This is a genomic window from Streptomyces sp. NPDC006743, from assembly GCF_040703815.1.
Classification (GTDB): domain Bacteria; phylum Actinomycetota; class Actinomycetes; order Streptomycetales; family Streptomycetaceae; genus Streptomyces.
Window position 1 is genome coordinate 23,472 of sequence record NZ_JBEYJA010000056.1, and the last position, 22,545, is coordinate 46,016.

Annotated in this window: 20 protein-coding genes, 1 tRNA gene and 1 pseudogene; 13 read left to right on the plus strand and 9 right to left on the minus strand. The window is 72.3% G+C overall.

The features are described 5' to 3' along the window. Positions 1 to 32 precede the first annotated feature (32 nt). Positions 33 to 1,097 (plus strand): YIP1 family protein, encoded by a 1,065-nt coding sequence (locus ABZ719_RS31645; protein ID WP_366728582.1) that lies wholly within the window; start codon positions 33 to 35, stop codon positions 1,095 to 1,097. A gap of 88 nt (positions 1,098 to 1,185) precedes the next feature. Here ABZ719_RS31645 and ABZ719_RS31650 read toward each other — a convergent pair whose 3' ends face one another. Then, positions 1,186 to 1,515 carry a helix-turn-helix domain-containing protein gene (locus ABZ719_RS31650; RefSeq protein ID WP_366728583.1) on the minus strand — a complete coding sequence of 110 codons (330 nt, stop codon included), beginning with the start codon at positions 1,513 to 1,515 and terminating at the stop codon, positions 1,186 to 1,188. A gap of 354 nt (positions 1,516 to 1,869) precedes the next feature. Here ABZ719_RS31650 and ABZ719_RS31655 point away from each other — a divergent pair, with 354 nt between their 5' ends. Next, on the plus strand, positions 1,870 to 2,172 hold the full coding sequence (locus tag ABZ719_RS31655) for an STAS domain-containing protein (protein WP_366728584.1): 303 nt from the start codon (positions 1,870 to 1,872) through the stop codon (positions 2,170 to 2,172). A 102-nt stretch (positions 2,173 to 2,274) separates the two neighbouring features. On the opposite strand, the gene ABZ719_RS31660 is transcribed toward ABZ719_RS31655, so the two are convergent. Beyond that, on the minus strand, positions 2,275 to 2,784 hold the full coding sequence (locus ABZ719_RS31660; protein WP_366728585.1) for a phosphoribosyltransferase: 510 nt from the start codon (positions 2,782 to 2,784) through the stop codon (positions 2,275 to 2,277). Between the two features lie 17 nt (positions 2,785 to 2,801). Continuing rightward, a complete protein-coding gene (dcd, locus tag ABZ719_RS31665) occupies positions 2,802 to 3,377 on the minus strand; it encodes a dCTP deaminase (RefSeq protein WP_037850835.1) in 576 nt (191 codons plus the stop codon). A 505-nt stretch (positions 3,378 to 3,882) separates the two neighbouring features. On the opposite strand from dcd, the gene ABZ719_RS31670 reads away from it, so the two are divergent. After that, a tRNA-Gly gene (locus ABZ719_RS31670) sits at positions 3,883 to 3,956 on the plus strand. 72 nt (positions 3,957 to 4,028) lie between these two features. On the opposite strand, the gene ABZ719_RS31675 is transcribed toward ABZ719_RS31670, so the two are convergent. Continuing rightward, positions 4,029 to 4,253 carry a hypothetical protein gene (locus ABZ719_RS31675; RefSeq protein WP_366728586.1) on the minus strand — a complete coding sequence of 75 codons (225 nt, stop codon included), beginning with the start codon at positions 4,251 to 4,253 and terminating at the stop codon, positions 4,029 to 4,031. A 71-nt stretch (positions 4,254 to 4,324) separates the two neighbouring features. After that, positions 4,325 to 6,631: an N-6 DNA methylase gene (locus ABZ719_RS31680; RefSeq protein WP_366728587.1), complete on the minus strand. Its 2,307-nt coding sequence runs from the start codon at positions 6,629 to 6,631 to the stop codon at positions 4,325 to 4,327. Between the two features lie 723 nt (positions 6,632 to 7,354). On the opposite strand from ABZ719_RS31680, the gene ABZ719_RS31685 reads away from it, so the two are divergent. Both ABZ719_RS31685 and ABZ719_RS31690 read left to right on the plus strand, forming a co-directional pair. After that, positions 7,355 to 8,116 carry an MBL fold metallo-hydrolase gene (locus ABZ719_RS31685; protein WP_366728588.1) on the plus strand — a complete coding sequence of 254 codons (762 nt, stop codon included), beginning with the start codon at positions 7,355 to 7,357 and terminating at the stop codon, positions 8,114 to 8,116. A gap of 419 nt (positions 8,117 to 8,535) precedes the next feature. After that, entirely contained in the window at positions 8,536 to 9,084 is a 549-nt protein-coding gene (locus ABZ719_RS31690) for a DUF4232 domain-containing protein (protein ID WP_366728590.1), read from the plus strand. 268 nt (positions 9,085 to 9,352) lie between these two features. On the opposite strand, the gene ABZ719_RS31695 is transcribed toward ABZ719_RS31690, so the two are convergent. After that, positions 9,353 to 9,649 (minus strand): hypothetical protein, encoded by a 297-nt coding sequence (locus ABZ719_RS31695; RefSeq protein ID WP_366728591.1) that lies wholly within the window; start codon positions 9,647 to 9,649, stop codon positions 9,353 to 9,355. A 535-nt stretch (positions 9,650 to 10,184) separates the two neighbouring features. On the opposite strand from ABZ719_RS31695, the gene ABZ719_RS31700 reads away from it, so the two are divergent. Next, positions 10,185 to 10,406 (plus strand): hypothetical protein, encoded by a 222-nt coding sequence (locus ABZ719_RS31700; RefSeq protein ID WP_037850865.1) that lies wholly within the window; start codon positions 10,185 to 10,187, stop codon positions 10,404 to 10,406. A gap of 547 nt (positions 10,407 to 10,953) precedes the next feature. On the opposite strand, the gene ABZ719_RS31705 is transcribed toward ABZ719_RS31700, so the two are convergent. Continuing rightward, positions 10,954 to 11,256 (minus strand): helix-turn-helix transcriptional regulator, encoded by a 303-nt coding sequence (locus tag ABZ719_RS31705; protein WP_366728592.1) that lies wholly within the window; start codon positions 11,254 to 11,256, stop codon positions 10,954 to 10,956. 66 nt (positions 11,257 to 11,322) lie between these two features. Here ABZ719_RS31705 and map point away from each other — a divergent pair, with 66 nt between their 5' ends. The 5 genes from map (at position 11,323) to ABZ719_RS31730 (ending at position 19,159) form a co-directional block, all read left to right on the plus strand. Next, entirely contained in the window at positions 11,323 to 12,105 is a 783-nt protein-coding gene (map, locus tag ABZ719_RS31710; RefSeq protein WP_366728593.1) for a type I methionyl aminopeptidase, read from the plus strand. A gap of 417 nt (positions 12,106 to 12,522) precedes the next feature. Then, the gene (locus tag ABZ719_RS31715) at positions 12,523 to 15,756 is read left to right on the plus strand and encodes an FG-GAP-like repeat-containing protein (protein ID WP_366728594.1); all 3,234 of its coding nucleotides are present in this window, start codon (positions 12,523 to 12,525) and stop codon (positions 15,754 to 15,756) included. Between the two features lie 657 nt (positions 15,757 to 16,413). After that, positions 16,414 to 17,238, plus strand: a complete 825-nt coding sequence (modA, locus tag ABZ719_RS31720) for a molybdate ABC transporter substrate-binding protein (RefSeq protein ID WP_366728596.1) — start codon at positions 16,414 to 16,416, stop codon at positions 17,236 to 17,238. Then, a complete protein-coding gene (gene modB, locus ABZ719_RS31725) occupies positions 17,235 to 18,083 on the plus strand; it encodes a molybdate ABC transporter permease subunit (protein WP_366728597.1) in 849 nt (282 codons plus the stop codon). Before modA ends, modB begins: the two co-directional genes overlap by 4 nt. Then, positions 18,080 to 19,159, plus strand: a complete 1,080-nt coding sequence (locus ABZ719_RS31730; RefSeq protein ID WP_366728598.1) for an ABC transporter ATP-binding protein — start codon at positions 18,080 to 18,082, stop codon at positions 19,157 to 19,159. Before modB ends, ABZ719_RS31730 begins: the two co-directional genes overlap by 4 nt. A 121-nt stretch (positions 19,160 to 19,280) precedes the next feature. Here ABZ719_RS31730 and ABZ719_RS31735 read toward each other — a convergent pair whose 3' ends face one another. After that, the gene (locus ABZ719_RS31735) at positions 19,281 to 20,519 is read right to left on the minus strand and encodes an FAD-dependent oxidoreductase (RefSeq protein WP_366728599.1); all 1,239 of its coding nucleotides are present in this window, start codon (positions 20,517 to 20,519) and stop codon (positions 19,281 to 19,283) included. Positions 20,520 to 20,642: 123 nt separating this feature from the next. After that, positions 20,643 to 21,587 (minus strand): RNA polymerase sigma-70 factor, encoded by a 945-nt coding sequence (locus tag ABZ719_RS31740; RefSeq protein ID WP_366728600.1) that lies wholly within the window; start codon positions 21,585 to 21,587, stop codon positions 20,643 to 20,645. 328 nt (positions 21,588 to 21,915) lie between these two features. Between ABZ719_RS31740 and ABZ719_RS31745 the strand changes: the two genes are divergently transcribed. Together ABZ719_RS31745 and ABZ719_RS31750 are read left to right on the plus strand one after the other, a co-directional pair. After that, on the plus strand, positions 21,916 to 22,119 hold the full coding sequence (locus ABZ719_RS31745; protein ID WP_366728601.1) for a cold-shock protein: 204 nt from the start codon (positions 21,916 to 21,918) through the stop codon (positions 22,117 to 22,119). Between the two features lie 196 nt (positions 22,120 to 22,315). Next, positions 22,316 to 22,545 (plus strand): annotated as a pseudogene (locus tag ABZ719_RS31750) (ATP-dependent helicase); the annotation flags it as partial.

Consider the following 22,545-nt stretch of genomic DNA (forward strand, 5'->3'; position numbering starts at 1 on the left):
CCCTGAGAACCGTCCGGCGCCTCCCCTAGGGGATGTCACAGCTCGGCCGCAAAGCCGGGCCCGGACGCCCGGGGCCCGCACGTCACCCAGCGGGAGCGGGTACGTTCGACGACGTGGCTGGATTCAGGATCGGACGCGGCGGCCGGGACGACCGTGCCCCGCAAGCGCGCCCCCAACAACCCCCGTACGGACAGCGGACGCCGCCCCGGGCGCCGTCGCACGGCTACCCGTCGGCGCCACAGCCGTACCCGCAGCAGCAACCGCACTACGGCCGCCCGCCGCAGGGCCGGCCGCCGCAGGGGCGTCCCCAGCCCGGCCGGCCGCAGTACGGCGCCGGCGGAGCGGGAGCGGCCCAGTGGCCCCAGGCGGCGGACGGCGGCTACGGGGGGCACGGCGAGCCGGAGTACTTCGGTGACGGCGCCGCCCACCCGCAGGGCGGCCCCGACCGGTACGCGGCCGACAACCCGGGCCACACCCAGGCCTTCGCGATCGGCGAGGACCCGTACTCGCAGGGCGAGACCTACCGCGCGGGCTCGGCCCCGGCCGGTCCCCTCGGTCCCCGCCTGCACTGGAAGGACCTGCTGCGCGGCATCGTCCTCGCGCCGAACCAGACGTTCCTCCAGATGCGCGACTACACGATGTGGGGCCCCGCCCTCGTCGTGACGTTCCTCTACGGACTGCTGGCGGTCTTCGGCTTCGACGGCGCCCGCAAGGACGCGATCCACGCCACCCTCTCCAACGCGGTCCCGATCGTGCTGATCACGGCCGTGGCGATGGTGATCAGCGCGTTCGTCCTGGGTGTGGTCACCCACACGCTGGCCCGCCAGCTCGGCGGCGACGGCGCCTGGCAGCCCACGGTCGGCCTGTCCATGCTGATCATGTCCCTCACGGACGCGCCGCGTCTGGTCTTCGCCATGTTCCTGGGCGGCGACGCCGGCTTCGTGCAGATCCTGGGGTGGGCCACCTGGGTGGCCGGCGGCGCGCTGCTGACCCTCATGGTCAGCCGCTCCCACGACCTGCTCTGGCCGAAGGCACTGGGCGCCTCGGCGATCCAGCTGATCGCCCTGCTGTCGATCGTGAAGCTGGGCACGTTCTAGGGAAGGCGGACACACCGCACGCACGTCGCAGGGGCCCGGCCGTCGAGCCGGGCCCTTCCGCGTGTCCCGGCGGGACGCGCGGGCGCGGCTACCGGGCGACCGGTTTCCTGACGCGGTCGGTCTCGTCCTGCACCAGCAGGGAGAGCAGGGAGGCGACGGACAGCCCGGCCTCCGCCGGGTGGCGCAGCACCTTGTCGGCCTGGATGCGGTAGGTGTTCGTACGCCCTTCGCGGGTGTGCGACAGGTAACCGTCCTGCTCCAGGTCGGAGATGATCCGCTGGACGGCGCGTTCCGTCAGCCGGCAGTGCGCGGCGATGTCGCGGATCCGGACGTTCGGATTGTCGGCAATGGCTGCCAGGACACGCGCGTGGTTGGTGATGAACGTCCATCCGATGTGGGATTCAGGCACTCCGACCATGCCCCGCATTTTAGGGGACTCGCTTGCCTGACCCCAGATACATGACATACTTTTCGCGTAACAGAAGACGTTTGGCGGTGGGACAGGAGGGACACAGGAGTGTCTTGGAACGAGGCGGTCCCGCCAGGGCGCACGTGCGAGGCCGCCGGAAGCGGCGAACAGCCGATCACCCCGCTCGCCGGATCCGCCCCGTCCGGCGGGACCACCCCCTCCGGCGGAATCGGCCCGCACGACGGGTCGGCTCCGTCCGACGGGTCGGCCCCGTCCGGCGGGGCAGGCTCACGCGACGGGTCCGTCCCGTCCGGCGGGGCAGGCTCACGTGACGGGTCGGCCCTGCCCGACGGGCCGAAGGTGATGGGGCGCGAGTACGGCGGCGCCTGGGTCGTCATCGCACGCGGCGCCTACGACATGCAGTCGATCACCCCGCTGGCGAACGCGCTGGACGCCGCGGCCGCCAGGCGGCAGAAGGTGGTCCTGGACGCCTCGGCCATCACCTTCGCGGACTCGTCGCTGCTGAACCTGCTGGTGCGCACCCACCTGGCGACCGCCTTGCGGGTGACCTCACCGGCGCGGCAGCTGCGACGGCTCCTCGAGATCACCGGAACCGACACCGTCCTGGAGGTCCGGGCGACGATCGAGGACGCCGTCGCCTCCTAGGCGTACGGACCACGGCCGCCGGAACTCTCCCGTGCGCGCGAGAGCCCCCCGACGGTCGTCGGGGGGCTCTCGTACGGACGCCGGCCGGGAAACGGCCCCGGGTCAGAGCGCTTCCTTGTTCTCCTTGGGCGTCTCACCCGACTTGTGCACCGGAGGCAGGACACTCCACGGGAAGTTGATCCAGTCGTCGGTGCGCTTCCAGACGTACTCGCACTTCACGAGCGAGTGGGACTTCTCATAGACGACCGCGCTGCGCACCTCGGCCACGGTGTCCAGGCAGAAGTCGCGGACCAGCTTGAGCGTCTTGCCGGTGTCGGCGACGTCGTCGGTGATCAGGACCTTCTTGTCGGAGAAGTCGATCACGTTGGGCACGGGCGCGAGCATGACGGGCATCTCGAGGGTCGTCCCCACGCCGGTGTAGAACTCGACGTTCACCAGGTGGATGTTCTTGCAGTCGAGGGCGTAGGCGAGGCCGCCGGCGACGAAGACGCCGCCGCGCGCGATGCTCAGCACTATGTCCGGCTCGAACCCGTCGTCGGCGATGGTCTGCGCGAGTTCGCGGACGGCCGTGCCGAACAGCTCGTAGGTGAGGTTTTCTCGTACGTCGCTCATGTGGTGGTGCCCCTCGGTCAGACCTGGGTCCGGTGGAAGTTGAGGTAGGAGCGGGAGGCCGTGGGCCCACGCTGCCCCTGGTAACGGGACCCGTAGCGTTCACTGCCGTACGGGGCCTCGGCGGGCGAGGTGAGCCGGAACATGCACAGCTGTCCGATCTTCATCCCGGGCCACAGCTTGATCGGCAGGGTGGCGAGATTCGACAGCTCCAGCGTCACGTGCCCGGAGAATCCGGGGTCGATGAACCCGGCGGTGGAGTGGGTGACGAGCCCGAGTCGCCCCAGCGAGCTCTTCCCCTCCAGCCGGGAGGCGAGGTCGTCGGGCAGGCTGATGACCTCGTACGTACTGGCGAGGACGAACTCCCCGGGGTGGAGGATGAACGGCTCCTCCCCCTCCGGTTCCACGAGCCGGGTGAGGTCCGGCTGCTCGACCGAGGGGTCGATGTGGGGGTAGCGGTGATTCTCGAACACCCGGAAGTAGCGGTCGAGCCGCACGTCGATGCTCGACGGCTGCACCATGGATTCGTCGTACGGATCGATCCGCACCCGGCCGGCGTCGATCTCGGCCCGGATGTCCTTGTCTGAGAGAAGCACGCCCCGAGGATACGCAAGACGCGCGGAGCCCCCACAATCAGGACGGACCCCGCGCGCCTGTGCCGCTTCGCGGACCTACCGCTTCTCCAGCACCACCGGCACCGCACTGCGGAGCCGGGCACACCGGGGACACCGCACGAGCCGACCGGGGCCGAGCCGCTCGGCCTGCTGCATCGGGAACGAAGCGGTGCTGAACACGTGCCCCTCGGCACAACGGACGACGGTGCGCTCCATCAAGCCCTCAAGTCCCTTCCCCAGAACCCCGCCTGGCCTTCTGCCGCCTGACGACAAAAGCCACACTACGGGATCAAAGAGGCGACCCTCCAGGCGGCACTCCGGCCCCGCCGGGACCCTCCGCACCCTCTCCACCGTACGCCCAACTCCGGCCCCCCACAGCCCTCCTCCCCACCCCGCAGACATCCCTGGCCCCCGGGGCTTGAGCACCGGGGGCCAGGGATGAGGTACAGTGAGCGAGCACTGGACACCGACTCCGTCGGCGTCTTACGCGGGTGTAGTTTAATGGTAGAACATCAGCTTCCCAAGCTGAGAGCGCGAGTTCGATTCTCGTCACCCGCTCCATGCTTAAGGCCCAGGTCAGAGACCTGGGCCTTTTTGTCGGCCAGGCTCGGCCGCGCGGACGATCGGTCCGGGTCAGTTGTTCTGTTGTTTGAGCTCGCGTACCGCCGCGGGCAGTGCGAGGCACAGGGCGAAGGAGGTCGCGAAGCCTCCTCCCCCTGCCAGAACGGCATCGGTGGAACCAACGCCTGACCGCATCACCAACAGGCTGACGAAGAGGCCGACCACCGTGGAACAGGCAACGTACAGTGCCAGCCACAGTTGCCACGTACGTGCGGAACGGCCTGTCGCTTCGGGCATGAACGTAGATCCTTTCGAGATACGGGCGGGAGGGAGAGGGGACGCGCGAGGGGCTCAGCGGTGGCAAGCCCTCACAGCGGCTCGACCGAGCCGTGCAGCAGGTGTTCGGCGAGTTCGGCCCGCAGCCGGCCAAGTGCCGAGACGTACGAGGCATACGCGTCGGCGCGTCGGCCGAGCTCATCGAGGAGACGCACGCTCCGCCGCTGCTGCCCGATCGGCGGAAAGCGCACCGGAAGGTGGCCCAGAGCAGCAGAGCTCAGTGACGGGGCCGCCGTGGCCGCCGCGCGGTGGGACATCCACTCGCGCGAGTACCGGAGGCCCAGGTAGGCATGGAGGTACTGAGGGTCGATCTCGGCATCCGGACGTACGCGCAGCCGCGTCACGTTCGAGCTGAGCAGCCATCCGGTCTGCGTGCCGGAGACCAGCGCGGGTCGTTGCTGCGCACCCGTGCGTACGCAGACGATGTCGTTCGGGAGCAACTCGAACCTCTTGAAGCGCTCGGCCGTCTCCCAGGGCACGCGGTCCCGGGTCTCGTCCGCGATCCTCCCGTCGACGAGATCCTGCGGGAAGACAAGCGGAACGCCGGCGTTCGCCGTACGTGCCGCTGCCGGCAGGCGGGTGTACGACGGCCCGGGTCGGATTTCGCACAGGTCCTTGAGTACTGCCTCGTTCCAGCCGCCGGGTCCCGAACCCGGGCGATAGCCGCTTTCCGGTTCCCTCGCCCGCCGCTCCAGCAGAAGCAGCTTGTCCTTATGCCCCACCACCTCACCGGCTTCGCGCAGCCGGGCCGTGACGGGAGCAGCGCCGTACTTTCCGCTCCCCAGGTAGTCGGCAGGGCGCAGTGAGCACCCTTCTCCGGCGACGACCTGGCGGGAAACGACGACAGCAGAGAAGCCTCTCGCAGTCGCACGCACCGCGTACTCGCCGTCCGGGCACCGCTCCCCGTCGAGCCATGGACGGACCACGGCCGTGATCGCTTCGCGATCCGTGTCCCGCAGTACGCGTCGACGCCGCACCTTCGCCCCCAGCTCCTGGGCGTCGACGAACAGGATGCCTTCCCTCGCCGGATGCTCCGCTCGTCGCAGCACCCACAGGGACACCGGCACGGGCGTCGCGGAGAACAGATGGGACGGCACGGTGATGACGCACTCCACGGCCCCTCCACGGACCAGGGCGCGGCGGATCTCGCGCTCGGCGGTGTTGACCGAGTTGCCCGCCTTGACCGGCATGACCACCACTGCGCGACCACCGGGTACCAGCGCCCCGAGGGCGTACTGCACCCAGGCGAAGTTGTCGTTGCCCTGTGGTGGTGATCCGTACGGCCAGTCTCCTGTCCGGCGTCCGGGGCCGGGTGCGTCGCTCATGTTGAACGGGGGGTTCGTCAGGACCACGTCGACACCGTGTCCGCGGTTCGTTGGCCACCGGTCGGACCGGGTGCTGGTCAGCTTCGGCCGGACGCCGAGGTGGAGAAGGTACAGGCTCGCGACTGCTTGCAGCCGGCCGTCAAGGGTCTCGCCGTACACGGTCCCCCGCGCGCCTCCGATGTGGCGGTGCGCAGCCGCCAGCATCTCTCCCCCTCTCATATAAGGGTCGAGCACCGAGGTCCTCTGCCCCGGGGTCAGTACAAGTGCTGCGGACAACGAGGCCAGGCCCACCGGGCTGCAGAACTCCGAACTCTGCAGCCCTTCCCGGGCGCTGAAGGACTCCCACACCAGTTGGAACGCGCCGGCGCCTGTGCCTGCTGCCGTCCGCACTGCCGTGGTGAGGTCATCCCAGCTCCGTGGTTCCAGTTGCAGCAAGCTGCTGCGCATGTCGGTGCGGTCGCCGTTCCGGCGCAGCGCGTCCTGCGCCATGTCGCCCAGGCAACGGAGCAGCGATTGCACGTCTCGGACCCCTTGGCCTGCCGACATGGCATGCTCGATGCGGCGCCATCGCCCCGGTTCCGCATGTCGTACGTACATCACGATGAGACAGAGATTCACGAAGTCCGCCATCGTCGCCGGGCCTCGGACGCGGTCCGCGAGCCGGCCCATCAGCTGATCGACGGCCTTCTCGTCCTCGGCCCCGATGCGCTGAGTGCGCTCCACGGCCTCCGATTCCGCAGAGGGGCGGTCACCACTGGTCCGGAGGAATCGGTCGGCGTAGGTGGTTCCCGCCTGCTCCCCTTCGAGTAACTGCGACTGGGGAACGATGCGGTTCATCAGCCACCGCGTGATCTCGGCCTCGTGGAAGAGCTCCGTGTCGCCGGAGCGCACAGGAGTGGGAAAGTCTTTGTGCCGCCGGGCCCAGTTCGACACAGCCGGACGCTTCACGCCCGCACGCTCAGCGATCTGGTTCCGGGTGACCAGGCCGGTTTGTTCATCGTGCGCCAACTGCACTTCGTCTCCTCATGGTTGGGGCGGTCGTGCTTCCCATGCGAGGACCGTACGAGGAGAGGGAGGTGTGATCCAAGTGCGCATTCACAGTGCTCGCTTACTCCGCCCCGTCCGGACAGTGGGCAGCTCGCCCTGCCACGACCGCGGCAAAGACGAAAAAAGCATGTGGAAGCGGGTCCTTGATGTTCCTGCGACCGGACTCCCCGCTTGGAGCCAACGATTATGGGGCTTAACAGAAGTCTCAGGTGGTTCCTCGCGCGCTGTTCCGAGGCTTCGAGAGCTGGGTGATGCCAAGGGGCTCGGCGAGCTTCTCGACCCGGCGGGTGAAGACGCCGGGAAGACGTGCGCTGGGCACGTCCGGGACGAGGGCCCGCTCGGCGCGGCGGCCGCAGTCAACGCGTTCGCTCCGACCAGACGCCGCCGACCCATCGTGTCCGGCGTTGCGGAAGACGCCGACCTCAGCGGACCTCAGCGCGTCGGCGAGCGTCCTGACCCTCGCGCACAGCGGGTCAGGACCGGCCGCGGCGAGTCAGAGGCAAGGCACGGTGGCGGCCGGATCGGCACTTCCGTTCGCGCCCGTCGGCTCCCTAACGTCGACGGCGCGGCACCGGGCGGTCCCGGATCACCCGGCGCCCCCAGCGCCCTCCCTTACCTGTCCTGAGCAAGGAGCTGAAGCAGCATGGCGTCGCCCCCCCTCTTCTTCCCCGTCACGACGGTTCGGCCCTGGTGGTCGGCGGGCCGACGACCGTCCTCGACCTCGGCGGGCTCCGCATCGTCTCCGACCCGACGTTCGACGACCCGGGTCCGTACGGCTACCTGACCAAGACCGAGGGGCCGGCTCTCGCCGAGGACCGGCTCGCCGACGTCGACCTGGTCCTGGTCAGTCACGACAACCACGCGGACAACCTCGACGACCGGGGCCGTGCCTTCGCGCTGGCCGCCCCGCTGCTGCTCACCACGACCAGCGGCGCCGGCCGGCTCGGTGCTCCCGCGCAGGGTCTGGCCGCCTGGGACTCCCACACGCTCACCCGCCCGGACGGCGGCGAGCTGACCGTCACCGCCGTGCCGGCCGTCCACGGTCCCGAGGACGGCGAGCGCGGCCCGGACGGCGAGGTCAACTGCCAGGTCGTCGGCTTCGTCCTCGCCGGGGGCGGGCTGCCCACCGTGTACATCAGCGGCGACAACGCCTCCCTGCGCACCGTCGCCGAGATCGCCCGCCGCATCCCGCGTATCGACGCGGCCGTCCTCCACGCCGGTGCCGCCCGCGTCCCGGGCAAGTTCCGCGGACGTCCGGTCAGTCTCGACAGCGTCCGTGCCGCCGCGGCCGCCGCGGTCCTCGGCGCCCCCGTCAACATCCCGGCCCACTACAGCGGTTGGACCCACTTCACCGAGGGCCGCGAGGTCATCGAGCACGCCTTCGACGACGCGGGTCTGACCGGCGTCCTGCGCATCGCCGAACACGGCACCTGGCTCCCCCTGAAGCCCTGACCGGCCCTCGCCCCCCCGAAGGCCCGCCGTGCCCCTCGTACGCATCGGGGGGATCCGCGGCCGCTCTCCCCGGTCCCGCCGGGCGTCCCGGCTCCCCCCTCTCCCGCCCCGTTCCCCCTTCCACCATTCCGTCCGGCGTCCCAGGAAGGGCACGTCGTCGCAGGTGGGAGGCCATTCGCGCATCCCAGCGTCCCGCGATTCCCGAAGGAGTGGCGGGCGGGACGCCCGCCGGCACAGGGTTGAGTCATCGCAGCACGGCGGCTCGCCGGACACGGTGCCCCGCCCTGCTCAACTCCCCTCTCATGACCGTGCTCCGGTGCGCCCACCCGCGCCCCGGGCAGCACGGTCGGGACCGCACCGACCGACACGGTTCACCAGCAGGAAGCCGTCTTCCTGGTACTCAGAGAAAGCAGCCCGCCATGCGTATCGCCACTCGTCTCCTCTCCCGTCCGGCCGCCTCCTCCGTGGTCGTCGCCGCCGCCCTCGCGCTCGTCGGCATCCAGGCCGCCGGGCAGACCGCCTCCGCCGCACCGAGGCAGGCGCCCACGGCCGTCACCTGCACCGCGGCGAACACGAAGCTGACCGTCACCGAGGTGTCGCGTCCGGTCAACCACCTGCTGCTCAAGGCCACCAACACCGGGACCAAGCCCTGCTACGCGTACAGCGCCCCCTTCCTGCGGGCCGGCGCCGACGCCCAGGCCCCGCTGCCGTGGGCGCGGGAGACCACGCCGCAGGCCGTGGTGACGCTCAAGCCCGGCCAGTCCGCCTACGCGGGGATCCTGACGTACTCCCCCGACGGCGAGGGCGGCGGCAAGGAGAAGACCCTGGGCGTGTACTTCACCGACAGGAAGGGCGGCGCCACCGGCAAGGAGAAGACCCTGAAGCTGCCGCACGGCGGCGTCTTCTTCAACAGCGCTGCCGCCGTCACGTACTGGCAGGACAACGCGGCGGACGCCCTCTACTGGTGACCCGCCCGGCGTCCCAGGCCGCAACCGCCGCCGGCCGCACCGGGCCCGCCGCCTTCACCGGGGCCCCGGTGCGGGCGGCGGGCCCCGGTGCGGGCGGCGGTGTCGTTCCGCAGCGGCCCGCCCCTCCGGATCACGGGGGAAGGACCCACCTTGCTGCTCGATCGCATGTCGGCACGGACTGGCGACCCAGGCCGCGCGCACACGTCTTCTGCCCCCTGTGATCGTTCTACGGCGGCTGCGGAGGCCGGCTGAGGCGGAGGGCCCGGATTCACGGGCCCTCCCTGCCGCCCGCGAGACGGCGGCGCCACCAGCGGCCGGAGCCCCACCGCCGCTGATCCGCGAACGGATCCGGAAGGGTGCGCCGGAGGTACGCGGTGTCCAGGCAGGCCACTCGGCGCCTCAGCTCCTCGCGAGCACGGACAGGCAGGTGCCGCAGGACCTCCTCGAGGACGTCCCGGGCGTGGCGCACGTCGTCGAAGGAGCAGCCGCGGCACGAGCACTCCGCGTCCTGCGGGTACAGGGGACGGCGGCCCGGTGCCAGCGCGAACGCCCGGTACCGTCTCAACGCCCGTTCCGTGGCGCCGGGGTACACGTAGTAGTCGGTCGAGAGTCTCTCGACCCGGTGTACCGCCAGGCTGGTGCGAGCCGAAAGCCAGTGGATCCGGCCCGGTGGCGGATCTGTCCGGGCTCGCGGGTCAGGTCGTCGGCCGGCACGGAGCCGGCCAGGCCGTCTACGCGGCATCGGCCTTTCGGTACGCGGTCATGGACGCCATCCTGCCAGGAGGCCCGCGGGGAGCACAGGCACGGGGCGTCGAGTGCGCCTGCACCCGACGCCGCCGCACGCGCACCCGACCGGCGGGCAGTGCGGAATGCGGGCGTGCGGACGCGGGCATGCGGGCATGCGGACCTGAGCGCTTTTTACTGACCCTTCCGTGGCCCCGGCGGGAGTTCGGTCGGGCGGTGGAGGGCGCCTCGCAGGGGCTCTCACCTGGTGAGACCCGGAAGACGGGCTCGCCGGATGTGCCCGGACGTGTGCCGGGCGGTCTGGATCTGTGCCGACGGCCACAGCGGGGCGGGCCTGCGAAGGCGCATACTGAGTCATGACAAAGCCTGCTGCGCCGAAGCGTCATCTGCCCACCAGCCCCTTCAAGGCCCCGGTCACACCGGTCCCCAAGCACTTCGCCGTGGGCGACCAGGTCACGCACGACATGTACGGCCTCGGCCGCGTCGTCGGTGTCGAGGACGGGATCGCGGCGCTCGTGGATTTCGGCTCGGAGCAAGTGCGGGTCCTCAGCCCGTACGCCAAGATGACCAAGCTGTAGGGCCACCAGGGCCGACAGGACCGCTGTGCCCGGTGATGGCACCCCAGGCCCCGTTCAGGGGCCTGTCACGGAAAAGAGTTCTCTCATCGATCTGACGTCGCTGTTCTCCGCGCCGGAAGGGCAACCCCGCCGTTCCGCGGCGGCATCGCCGCCTCCGGCCACGCAACCCTTCCAGGCCCCTGATTTCGGGGAGGACGAGACCCTGCTGCCCGAAGACGTGCAGGAGCCCGTCACGGACGTACGTACGGCGCGGCGCAAGGGTGCCCGGTCCCGCGGATAGGACCGTTCAGCCGACGAGGCCGCCCTGTTCCGCCGGCCATGAGGCCGGCCCGTTCCGCTGCTGACGACGGTGAGGCCGGCAGGCCCGCCACGCGCCGCGTCGCGCCTGCCGCCGCCTTCCACCGGCCGCCGGATGTCTCCCGGGGTGCGGTGAGGCGGCCCGTCCGGCCCGGGTCGCCGCGGGCTCAGGTCTCGCCCGTGCCCCTGGGCCGCCGCGGGGTCGCGGTCTCCTCCGGAGTGCCGGGCCGCCCCCACGCCCGCCCAGGGCCTACGACGCCAGCCGCTCCGGTGCGCGAGCGCCGGGGCGCGCCGGGACGGTGGCCGGTTCCGGGCGGCTGATCTCCGTCCAGACCGCGTCGAGGGAGAGCCCCAGGACGTCGGCGATCGCCGCGATGGTGGGGAAGGCGGGGGTGGCCACGCGGCCCGTCTCGATCTTCCGGAGGGTCTCCGGTGAGACGCATGCGGCGAGCGCGACGTCGAGCATCGAACGCTCCCCTCTGGCCCGGCGCAGGAGGGCACCGAGGCGCTGTCCGCGTTCGACCTCTTCGGGAGTGAGCGGCAACCTGACCATGACTCCGATTCTAGTACCGGTACAGTATGGCCGGTATAGTTATTGGTCACCTGAGAAGGGCGTCGCATGATCGAGATCCTGAACCCCACGCTGCTGTCCCGGGCAAGGGACACGGGCGCCCTGGTCGGCGGCATCCTCCAGGAGCTGAAGAGCCGCAGTACGGTCGGCACGAACCTCCTGGACATCGACCGCTGGGCCAAGGACCTGATCGTCGAGGCGGGGGCCACGTCCTGCTACGTCGACTACGCCCCGTCCTTCGGACGCGGCCCGTTCGGCCACTACATCTGCACGGCCGTCAACGACGCGGTGCTCCACGGACGGCCGCACGACTACACGCTCGCCGACGGCGATCTGCTGACGCTCGACCTCGCCGTCCTGCTGGGCGGGGTCGCCGCGGACGCCGCCATCAGCTTCATCGTGGGCGAGTCGCGGCCCCCGGAGAGCGTCGCGCTGATCGGTGCGACCGAACGCGCGCTGGCCGCGGGGATCGCCGCCGCCCGGCCCGGTGCGCGCATCGGCGACATCGCCCACGCCATCGGCACGGTCCTCGGTGAAGCGGGGTACGCGGTCAACACCGAGTTCGGAGGTCATGGCATCGGTTCGACGATGCACCAGGACCCGCACGTCCCGAACACCGGTCGCCCCGGCCGTGGCTACAAGCTGCGCCCCGGGCTGCTGCTGGCGCTGGAGCCGTGGGTCATGGCGGACACCGCCCGCCTCGTCACGGACGCCGACGGGTGGACGCTGCGCAGTGCGACGGGGTGCCGGACGGCCCACACCGAGCACACCATCGCCATCACCGACGACGGCGCCGAGATCCTCACCCTGCCGAACCAGCCGCGGCCGTAAGGGCGGAACGCTGCCGGACCTTCACGGCAGGCGGAACCCGCAGAACCTCACAGCCGCGGCCGACAGGGCGACACCCCAGGGAACCCTCCCAGCCGCGGCCGTGAGAGCGGGGCCTCGCCGCCGTGCCGGCCGGCGCCGGCGCGTAGGGGCGTGACGCCGCGCCGTACTCGCGCCCGTGGCCGCCGCCTCCCGCGCTGCCGGCAGGGCGCAACCCTGCCGACCCCGCACAGCCGCGGCCGTGAGGACAGTCCCTCGCGCCCGGCCTCTCCCGCGCTGCCGCCGGGCTCCTGAACAGGTTCGAAACCGTGCTGTCGGACGGTGATCCCGGCTGCTACTGTCGCCCTGCTCGCGCAGGGACGAGCGGCGGTTCCGTATGCGCCCCTCCTGCGTCGACTGCCCTGGGGAGGGACTCTTTTCGTGATTCGTCCGCTGAACGGGCGGGCCGGGCGTCACCAGCGTGCGCTCGGCCGTATCGCCCTCACCGTCACGCTCGCCGTGACCGCCGGATTCGGCATCGCCGCGGGGACGGCCACCGCCGACGGGCCCGGCACGTCCGCCGATCCCGTCGTGGTCAGCCCCGGCGCACGCTTCGTGCCCCGTGCCACCGTCGTCCTGAACGCCGGCCGGACCGGTTTCCTGACCGCGCAGGAGGGGGACGACCGGCTCCGCTGGACCGACTACGCCACCGGTGCGACGACCGTCCTCGCCCACCGGCTGCCCGAGCCGCTCGACTACGACGTGGACGAGTTCCGGTTCACCCGGCGGCCGGGCGACTTCGGCCACGGCTCCGACACCGTCGCCCTCTACGCCGAGACGCCGGCCCCGCACGTGACGCTCCAGCAGGGGGCCGGCGGCGGACCGACGACCACGGTCGCCCTCCCGGAGGGCCAGACGTACGTCGCGACCTACGGCGACACCGTCGTCACCCGGACCGGCACCGAGAACGCCGTGACGAGCCTGCACCTGCTGCGCGTGGAGGACGGCGAGGTGCGGGACCGGAAGCTGGAGGGGCTGCCGCAGGGGTGGAACCTGGCCGTCGGCGAGGGGGACGCCCGGTCCGTCGCCGTCCGCGGCATCAAATGGGAGGACAGCACGATGTCCCAGGGGTGGTGGGTCGTCGACCTGGCCACCGGGAGCGTGAAGGCGCTGTCCACCCACGGGGAGAGCGTCTCCTTCGACCGGGACACCGTCTTCCAGACCGGCGCCCCGTCCGTCGACTCCGCCCTGGTGTACCGCCGCGACGACCTCGACGCCGAGCCGGCCACCGTCGACCTGCGGGACATCGCCGCGTACCAGGACGTCGTACGGCCCTTCGCCGGCGGCCTGGTCACGGTGACCCCGCCGAGCCCGGGCAACGACGGCGGCTACCGGGGCAACCAGCTCTTCCTGCACGACGCCTCGGGGAAGTGGCAGTCCCTGCTGGCCGTCGCCTCCCCGTCCGTGCACCGCACGCCCGACGGTTCCCTCCTGGTGGCCGGCGCGGAGAAGTCCACCGACTACGGCGCACTGGACTGGGGGTACTACCTCTTCACCCCGGCCGCGGACGGGACCGTCACCCGCAAGCGCCTCGCGGACATCGAGGACCGGGAGGCCGAGCCGGCCGGCATCGCGCTGGGCAGCGGCATCCTCACCACGGCCGACGACTCGCAGTACTACGACCCCGGCACCTACATCGGCGGCTACCGGAGCACCTGGCTGAAGACCTCCGGCCGGCCGGAGGAGCTGAGGTCGACCACCGACGGCCTCGTGTCGGGACGGGACGACGACGGCTGCAGCCCCGCCGAGGGCGTCCACTGCGTGACCATGTTCGCGAGCGGCGACGGGCAGCACGGCCGCAAGGCGTCCACCGAGCAGGGCCTCACCATGCTCTACCGCAACGGTGCCGCGTCCTGGGGTCCGCGGGTGTCCTCCGGAGTCCAGAACCCGCAACTGGTCGACCTCTCCGGCCGGTTCGGCGTGGTCGACTCGGCCGCACTCAACGAGCAGGCCGTCCTGCGCTTCGGGGACGCGGACACCGGCAAGGTGCTCCAGGAGCGGGACCCGGTCGCGGCCTCCGTCTGGGGCGACACCCTGTGGAGCGCCCTCGGACGGTTCGGCCCCGGCCCCTCGGGCCGGCCGACCGGGGTGGCGGCCAGGAACCTGGTGACGGGCGCCGCCGGTGACTCCTTCGACGCGGGGTGCGTCCCCGACGAGCTGCAGGCCGTGGGCCGCTGGGTGTACTGGCGGTGCGACGACTCCGTCTGGAACTCCTTCAAGGGTGCCGGCGTCTACGACCGGCAGACCAAGCGCTCCCTGAAGCTCGGGCGCGAGGAGGCGCTGCTCGGCGACGGCTACCTGGTCCACCGCTCGGACGCGGCCGGCCTCACCCTCCTCGACCTGCACAACGGCTTCCCGGCCGGTGCCGGGGAGGCGGACCTGCCCCAGCGGGTGGTCGTCACCGCCGCCCAGCTCGGGGACCGGACCGCGCGCCGCTCCGGGTGGACCGTCGACCGCTTCGGCGGCCACCTCGCCTACACGGGCGAGGACCGCCGGGTGCGGATCGTCCCGTCGGGCGTCCCGGCCTCCTCGATCTCCGTCATCGACTCCGACACGCCCGCCCTGGACCTCAAGTCCGGGACGTGGTCACCGCGTTGGTGGCTGTCGAAGCCCGCCGCGACGTGGTCGCTGACGCTGCGGAACAAGGCGAGCGGGAAGACCGTGCGGACGCTCTCCGGCGGAGAGGCCCGCGGGCTGGTCGCACCGGCCTGGGACGGCAAGGACGCGGCCGGGACGTATGTCCCCAACGGGGCGTACACCTGGACCCTGACCGCGAAGCCCGCCGACGGCGTCCAGGCGGACCTCTCCGTCACCGGGACGGTGCCGGTGACGGGCGGTGCCGCCGTGTGGCGGGACCTGGCCGGTGACGACGGGTTCGGCGACCTGCTGGCGACGGACAGCGCCGGGGCCGTGACGCTGTACAGGGGCACCGGGACCGGCGGGCTGTCGTCCCGGATCCCCGGGTCCGGCGACAGGTTCGCCGCCGGCTCGGTGCTCGTGCCCTTCGGGGACGTGGACGGGGACCGGTGCGCCGATGTGCTCGTACGGGTGGGCGACCAGCTGCGCGCGTACCGGCCGGGGTGCGGGAAGGTCGTCGGCGCCTCCTCGCCGTACACGGCGATCGGCACCGGCTGGGGCCAGTACGACCGGCTCACCTCGCCCGGGGACGTGAACGGGGACGGCTACGCCGACCTGATCGCCCGTCAGGCGTCGACCGGGGACATGTACTTCTACGCCGGTTCGGCCGACCACCGGCTGAAGGCCCGGGTGCGCATCGGCACGGACTGGAAGCTGTACCAGCGGATCGTCGGCGCCGGTGACCTGAACGGGGACGGGCGCGGCGACCTGCTCGGCGTCGACTCCGCCGGGGTGCTGTGGCGGTACTACGGCACCGCCACCGGCGGCGTGACCCCGCGGGCACGGGTCGGCGGCGGCTGGAACACGTACTCCGCCCTCGTCGGCACCGGCGACCTGACCGGTGACGGCCGCGCCGATCTGGTGGCACGGGACACCGCCGGGAAGCTGTGGCGGTACTCCTCCACGGGCACCGGCAACTACAGCTCCCGGGTGCTGATCGGCACGGGTGGCTGGAACGGCTTCACGGGGCTGTTCTGACCCGCGCGTGAGGGGACGGGTCCGGCCCGCGCGTGAGGTCGCGGGCCCGGTCCGCGAGTGAGGTGGCGGTGGGCCGCCGTCGGTGCGGTGACCGTGCCGGCGGCGGCCCACGGCCGTCGGCACGGTGGGTCAGGCGGGCACGAGGACAGGCGGGCAGGCGGCCAGGCGGGCAGGCGGCCAGGCGGCCAGGCGGCCAGAACGACGCGGCGGGCAGGCCGTGCCTCGGCCCGTCGCACCACGCCCTGTAGCCGCGACGCCGCTGACGTAGCGGCCCCCGCAGCGGTCCTGCGGCAGGACCGGCTGGGTTCCGGTGCTGCGGAGCGGGGTGCCGTCGAGGGCGACCGCGAGCAGGACGGGGGCGCGGCCGAAGCCGGGACCGTACCCGCGCAGCACCTCCGTACAAACGCACATACCAGCCTTACGGATCCATGATCCGGCTGATGCGATGCGACTAGTGACGTATGGCTCGCATCTGCGGCAGTATCATCGGCGTTGCGCACCCACCGGGGACGGGCCGCCGGAGCATCCCAGCTTCCCCGGGTACATCGAACGGCGTGGCCGTCGGCGGACCGGTGGCCGGAAGACCACGGGCCGTGCGGCCGGTGGCCGCGAGGCCGTGGACGCGGCCGTTCAGGACCTTGAGGGAGTAGCCCCGTGATGACCCGTTCCGCGCGCCGGACCCGACGGATGCTTCAGGTGACCGGTGCGGGCGCCGCCGCGCTGCTGGCCCTGAGCGCCTGTTCGTCCTCCGGCTCGGACTCCGCCGGCTCCTCGGGGAAGCCGGACGCCTCCGCGGCGGGCAAGGTGTCCGGTGACGTGACCGTCTTCGCCGCGGCCTCGCTCAAGGAGTCGTTCACGACGCTGGGCAGGCAGTTCGAGAAGGAGCACCCCGGCACGAAGGTGACCTTCAGTTTCGGCGGCAGCGACTCCCTCGCGGCCGGCATCACCAGCGGCGCCCCGGCTGACGTGTTCGCCTCCGCCAGCCCCAGGACGATGAAGGTCGTCACGGACCACGGCGACGCGGCCGGCACGCCCGTCACCTTCGTGCGCAACCAGCTGGAGATCGCCACCCTGCCGGGCAACCCGGACAAGGTCGCCTCCCTGAAGGACCTCACGAAGTCCGGCCTGAAGGTCGTCCTGTGCGCGAAGACGGTGCCGTGCGGCGCCGCCGCGCAGAAGGCGCTGGACGCCAGCGGTCTCGGCCTCACTCCCGTCTCCTACGAGCAGGACGTCAAGTCCGCCCTGAACAAGGTGGTCCTGAAGGAGGCCGACGCCGCGGTCGTCTACGAGACCGATGTGAAGGCCGCCGGTGGCAAGGTGGACGGCGTGGAGTTCCCCGAATCGGCCAAGGCCGTCAACGACTACCCGATCACCCTGCTCAAGGGCTCGAAGAACACCGGCGCCGCGCAGGCGTTCATCGAACTGGTGCGGTCCGCCGAAGGGCGGCAGGTCCTCACCCGGGCCGGGTTCCTCGAACCGTGACCGCGCACGACGAGCCCGGCGCCGCGGCCCGCCCCCGCACGGGTGGGTCGCGGCGCCGCCGTGTCCGCGGCGGCGCGCCCCTGACGCTCCTGCTGCCCGCCGTGGCCGGCCTGGCCTTCCTGGTCCTGCCGCTGCTCGCCCTGCTGGTCCGGGCTCCCTGGCGGGGCATGCCCGCCCTGCTGACCAGCACCGAGGTGTGGCAGGCGCTCCAGCTGTCCCTGGTCTGCGCCACGGCGGCGACCGCGGTCAGCCTGGTGGTCGGGGTGCCGCTGGCCTGGCTGCTGGCCCGGGTCGAGTTCCCGGGGCGCGGGCTCGTGCGTGCCCTGGTGACGCTGCCGCTGGTCCTGCCGCCGGTGGTGGGCGGCGTGGCCCTGCTGATGGCGCTGGGGCGCAACGGCGTCGTCGGGCAGTGGCTGGACTCCTGGTTCGGGATCACCCTGCCGTTCACCACCCCGGGCGTGATCCTGGCCGAGGCGTTCGTGGCGATGCCGTTCCTCGTCATCAGCGTCGAGGGCACGCTGCGGGCCGCCGACCCGCGCTACGAGGAGGCCGCCCAGACCCTGGGCGCCTCCCGCTTCACCGCGTTCCGCCGGGTCACCCTGCCGCTGATCGCCCCGGGCATCGCCGCCGGTGCCGTACTGGCCTGGGCCCGCGCGCTCGGCGAGTTCGGCGCGACGATCACCTTCGCCGGGAACTTCCCCGGCCGCACCCAGACCATGCCGCTGGCCGTCTACCTCGCCCTCCAGAACGACCCGGAGTCGGCCATCGCCCTCAGCCTGGTCCTGCTGGCCGTGTCGGTCGCCGTGCTGGCGGGGCTGCGGGACCGCTGGATGACCGTCTCATGACCGGCACCGCGCGCCCCGCGCCGCCCGCCGCCACCGGGGAGGGGCTCGACGCCCGCCTGGTGGTCGACCGTGGCGCCTTCCGCCTCGACGTGGCGCTGACCGCCGAACCCGGCGAGGTGGTCGCGCTCCTCGGCCCCAACGGCGCCGGCAAGACCACCGCCCTGCGCGCCCTCGCCGGACTCGTCCCCCTCACCGAGGGCCATCTGCGGCTGGACGGGGCCGAGTTGGACCGTACGCCGCCCGAGTCCCGCCCGGTCGGTGTCGTCTTCCAGGACTACCTGCTCTTCCCGCACCTGTCCGCCCTGGACAACGTGGCGTTCGGGCCGCGCTGCCACGGCGTCGGCAAGGCGGAGGCCCGCGCCCAGGCCGGTGCCCTGCTGGAGCGCATGGGCCTGGCCGCGCACGCGTCCGCCAGACCCCGCCGGCTGTCCGGCGGCCAGGCCCAGCGCGTCGCCCTCGCCCGCGCCCTGGCCACCCGGCCGCGCCTGCTGCTCCTGGACGAACCGCTCGCCGCCCTGGACGCGCGCACCCGCCTCGACGTCCGCGCCCAGCTCCGCCACCACCTGGCCGGCTTCGAGGCGGTCGCCGTACTCGTCACGCACGACCCGCTGGACGCGATGGTCCTGGCCGACCGGCTCGTCGTCGTCGAGGACGGCCGCATCGTGCAGGAGGGCACCCCCGCCGGCATCGCCCGCCACCCGCGGACCGACTACATCGCCCGGCTGGTCGGCCTCAACCTCTACCAGGGGCGGGCCGAGGGCCACACGGTGCACGTCCGAGGCGGCGTCGGCATCACGACCGCCGAGGACCTCACCGGCCCGGCCTTCGTGGCCTTCCCGCCCAGCGCGGTCACCCTGCACCGGGACCGCCCCACCGGCTCCAGCGCCCGCAACCTCTGGCGCTGCGAGGTGGCCGGCCTGGAGACCCACGGCGATCTGGTCCGCGCCGACCTCACCGGCGAACTCCCCCTGACCGCCGACCTGACGACGATCGCCGCCGCCGAACTCGGACTCCACCCCGGGGCCACGGCATGGGCGACGGTCAAGGCCACCCAGACGCACGCGTACCTGGCCTGAGAGCGGGGAGGGGACGGAGCGGGCATCCTCCTGTCCCGGCGGGAGGGACGGCGGCGGGCCCCTTCCTCCCCTGCGGACCGGTCGGGCGCTACCGGTGAGGTGGTGCGGCCGGGATGTGCCGTCAGACGGCCGCGACCGACTCGCTCGGACGGGACCGCTCGCGCACGATGCGGCGGCGCCGGGACGGGATCCCGAGCGTCGGGTTCGCTGCGCCCCAGGCCGCGCCCTTGCAGACGACCTCCTTGTAGAGGGCGGCGAACCGGCCCGTCAGGGCCGCCCGGACCGCGCGGTCGTCGGCGGTGACGTACTGGATCAGGCCGTCCCTGCGGCCCAGCGAGACGCACTGGTTGAAGTAGCGCAGCGGGACGGCCGGGATCTTCTGGCCGGTCAGCCGGGCCGCGAGGGCGTCGGCGGCCTGCCAGGCGGTGGGGATGCCCGAGGCGCACGACATGCGCAGCGGCTTGCCGCCGGGGCCCGCCGCCATGGCCGCGTCGCCGATGGCGTACACGTCCGGGTGCGAGAGCGAGCGCATGGTGCGGTCGACCACGATCCGGCCCGTGCCGGTGACCTCCAGCGTGGTGGCCCGCGCGATCGGGTGCACCGCGAAACCGGTGGTCCACACGGTGACGTCGGCCGGCAGGCGGGTGCCGTCGGCGGTGCTGACGTGGTCGGCCCCGACACCGGTGACGGCGGTGTGCTCGTGCACGGTGACGCCGAGCCGGCCGAGGACCTTCCGCAGGTGCCGGCGGCCCTTGGGCGAGAGCCGGTCGCCGAGGTCACCGCGGACGGCGAGGGCGACGTCGAGGTCCGGGCGGGACTCCGCGATCTCGGTGGCGGCCTCCAGGCCGGTGAGGCCGCCGCCGACCACGAGCACGTGCGCTCCGGCGTCCAGGCGGGCCAGGCGCTCGCGCAGCCGGAGCGCCCCGGGACGGCTCGCGATCTCGTGGGCGTGCTCGGCAGCGCCGGGGACGCCCTGGGTGTCCCAGCCGCTGCCGAGGGCGTAGACGAGGGTGTCGTACTCCAGTTCCTCGGTGCCGTCGGTGCCGATGGAGGGGTCCGTGCGCCGCCCGCCGTCGGTGCCGGCGGCGGTGCGGACGGTGACGGTCCTGCGGTCGGCGTCGATGCCGGTGACCTGCGCGTGCTTGAGGACGACGCCGGTCCCCGCGAACATCTCGCTGAAGAGGCGGGGCGCGAGGTGGCCGCCGGCCGCGAGCTGGTGCAGGCGGACGCGCTCGACGAAGTCGGGTTCGGCGTTGACGAGGGTGATGGCGGCGTCCTCGCGGTGCAGCCGCCTGGCGAGGCGTCCGGCGGCGACGGCTCCGGTGTATCCGGCTCCGAGGACGATGATGCGGTGCTGCATCTCCTGGCTCCTGTCTTGAGCGGGTTCGCACCTTGAACCGGACGGCCCGCCGTTTCCTGACAGAACCCGGGTGTGAAGCACCTCACACCCGGTCCCGTGCCTCGCCGCCTCGCCCGCCTCGCCTCAGAAGGCGTGGAAGAGCGGCTCGCCGTGGTCCTCGGACGCCCACCGCCGGCTCGCGCGGACGAGCTTGTCGGGGTTGGCCTGGGCGCGGAACGCGGCGATGCCCCCGTCCGTGAGCTCCAGACACAGGATGCCGACGACGCGGCCGTCGAGGACCGCGACGACGGCCGGTCCGCCGTTGGCGGTCGCCGCGTAGATCCCGGGCGAGCCGCCGACCAGGGCACGCCTGCTCCTGCCGGGCTTGAACAGACCGCGCATGAACGTCGCGACGGCGCGGGCGCCCTCGAACGCCTTGGTGCGGGCGGGGACCTTCCCGCCGCCGTCGCCGACCGCGACGGCGTCCTGCGTGAGCAGCCGCACCAGCGGCTCGGTCCGGCCGCTGGTGGCGGCGGCGAGGAACTCCTCGACCACCCGCCGGGCGGCGGCCTCGTCGACCTCCGTACGGGCCCTGCCGTCCGCGACGTGTTTCCTGGCACGGTGGTAGAGCTGCTGGCCCGCGGCCTCGCTGATGCCGAGGATCTCGGCGATCTCCCGGTGCGGATAGCCGAAGGCCTCCCGCAGGACGTACACCGCCCGCTCGGCCGGCGTGAGCCGCTCCAGCACGGCGAGCACCGCGTACGAGACGGACTCGCGCTGTTCGGCGGTGTCGGCCGGCCCGAGCATCGGGTCCCCGGCGAGCAGCGGCTCGGGGAGCCACTGACCGACGTAGGTCTCCCGCCGGACGCGGGCCGAAGCGAGCTGGTTCAGGCACAGGTTGGTGAGGACTTTCGTCAACCAGGCCTCGGGCACCTCGACCTGGGTGACGTCGGCCGCCTGCCAGCGCAGGAACGTGTCCTGCACGGCGTCCTCGGCCTCGCTCGCGGAGCCGAGGAGGCGGTAGGCGATGGCTTCCAGGCGCGGCCTGGACGCCTCGAACCGTTCCACGTCCTTCATGGTCAGGGCCATGGCCCGGATCCTAGGCCCTGCCGCCCCCGTTCCACCCCGGCCGGCGGGCCCGTCCCCGCCTGCCCGCCTGCCCGCATGCGCGCCTCGCCCCCGTGCGCGGGGGAGAATTTCCGTGGTACGGCGGGGAAAATCCGTACGTCCCGGCGGGAATATTCCCTGGCCGGGGGCCGGTACGAAAATTATTCACCCCGCAGCTCCGATCCCGGCGTGCTAGGGTCGACGTCAGTTGCAGTTGTGGTTGCCTGGGATTTTTTCCGTCGGGGTGATCATCGCGGCGACCGGAGTCCGCACAGGGCGGCCTCCGTGCACCGTCCCGAAGGAGAAGAAAATGGCTACCGGCACCGTGAAGTGGTTCAACTCGGAAAAGGGCTTCGGCTTCATCGAGCAGGACGGCGGCGGCCCCGACGTCTTCGCCCACTACTCGAACATCGCCACCCAGGGCTTCCGTGAGCTGCTGGAGGGTCAGAAGGTGTCCTTCGACATCGGTCAGGGCCAGAAGGGCCCGACGGCGGAGAACATCGTTCCCGCCTGACGCCGACCCACACCGGCGCACATTCTCGGCTGGGGCCCGCACCTTGGGTGCGGGCCCCAGCTCGCCGCTTTTCAGGGCCCCGGCCAGGCCGGAATTGCCGACCGAACAGGACTCTCCGGCTCGTTCTCGCGATTCTCTGCGCTGTTCGATCACTGCGGGAATTCCTTGATACGCGTCGCATCAAGGAAGGATCCGCATGAATCGTGACCGTGCCCGCACCCCCCGCGCCCACGGCCGCTCCGGCGACTTCGCCGCCGGCCGCTCCACCGCTCCGCGCCGCCCGCCCCGCTCCTCGTCGAGCGGGCGCAAGCAGGCCGCCGCTGTCCAGGGGGAGTTCGCGTTGCCGGAGACGGTGACGCCCGCGTTGCCGGCCGTGGAGTCGTTCGCCGACCTCGCGCTGCCCGCACCGCTGCTGGCCACCCTCGG

Bases quoted from the DNA above. Each gene is read 5' to 3' on its own strand.
- ABZ719_RS31745 (WP_366728601.1), top strand. From the start codon at position 21,916: ATGGCTACCGGCACCGTGAAGTGGTTCAACTCGGAAAAGGGCTTCGGC.
- ABZ719_RS31660 (WP_366728585.1), bottom strand. From the start codon at position 2,784: ATGAGCGACGTACGAGAAAACCTCACCTACGAGCTGTTCGGCACGGCC.
- ABZ719_RS31645 (WP_366728582.1), top strand. From the start codon at position 33: ATGTCACAGCTCGGCCGCAAAGCCGGGCCCGGACGCCCGGGGCCCGCA.
- ABZ719_RS31675 (WP_366728586.1), bottom strand. From the start codon at position 4,253: ATGCCCGAAGCGACAGGCCGTTCCGCACGTACGTGGCAACTGTGGCTG.
- map (WP_366728593.1), top strand. From the start codon at position 11,323: ATGATCGAGATCCTGAACCCCACGCTGCTGTCCCGGGCAAGGGACACG.
- ABZ719_RS31650 (WP_366728583.1), bottom strand. From the start codon at position 1,515: ATGGTCGGAGTGCCTGAATCCCACATCGGATGGACGTTCATCACCAAC.
- ABZ719_RS31700 (WP_037850865.1), top strand. From the start codon at position 10,185: ATGACAAAGCCTGCTGCGCCGAAGCGTCATCTGCCCACCAGCCCCTTC.
- ABZ719_RS31655 (WP_366728584.1), top strand. From the start codon at position 1,870: ATGGGGCGCGAGTACGGCGGCGCCTGGGTCGTCATCGCACGCGGCGCC.
- ABZ719_RS31740 (WP_366728600.1), bottom strand. From the start codon at position 21,587: ATGGCCCTGACCATGAAGGACGTGGAACGGTTCGAGGCGTCCAGGCCG.
- modA (WP_366728596.1), top strand. From the start codon at position 16,414: ATGACCCGTTCCGCGCGCCGGACCCGACGGATGCTTCAGGTGACCGGT.
- ABZ719_RS31705 (WP_366728592.1), bottom strand. From the start codon at position 11,256: ATGGTCAGGTTGCCGCTCACTCCCGAAGAGGTCGAACGCGGACAGCGC.
- ABZ719_RS31735 (WP_366728599.1), bottom strand. From the start codon at position 20,519: ATGCAGCACCGCATCATCGTCCTCGGAGCCGGATACACCGGAGCCGTC.
- ABZ719_RS31730 (WP_366728598.1), top strand. From the start codon at position 18,080: ATGACCGGCACCGCGCGCCCCGCGCCGCCCGCCGCCACCGGGGAGGGG.
- ABZ719_RS31690 (WP_366728590.1), top strand. From the start codon at position 8,536: ATGCGTATCGCCACTCGTCTCCTCTCCCGTCCGGCCGCCTCCTCCGTG.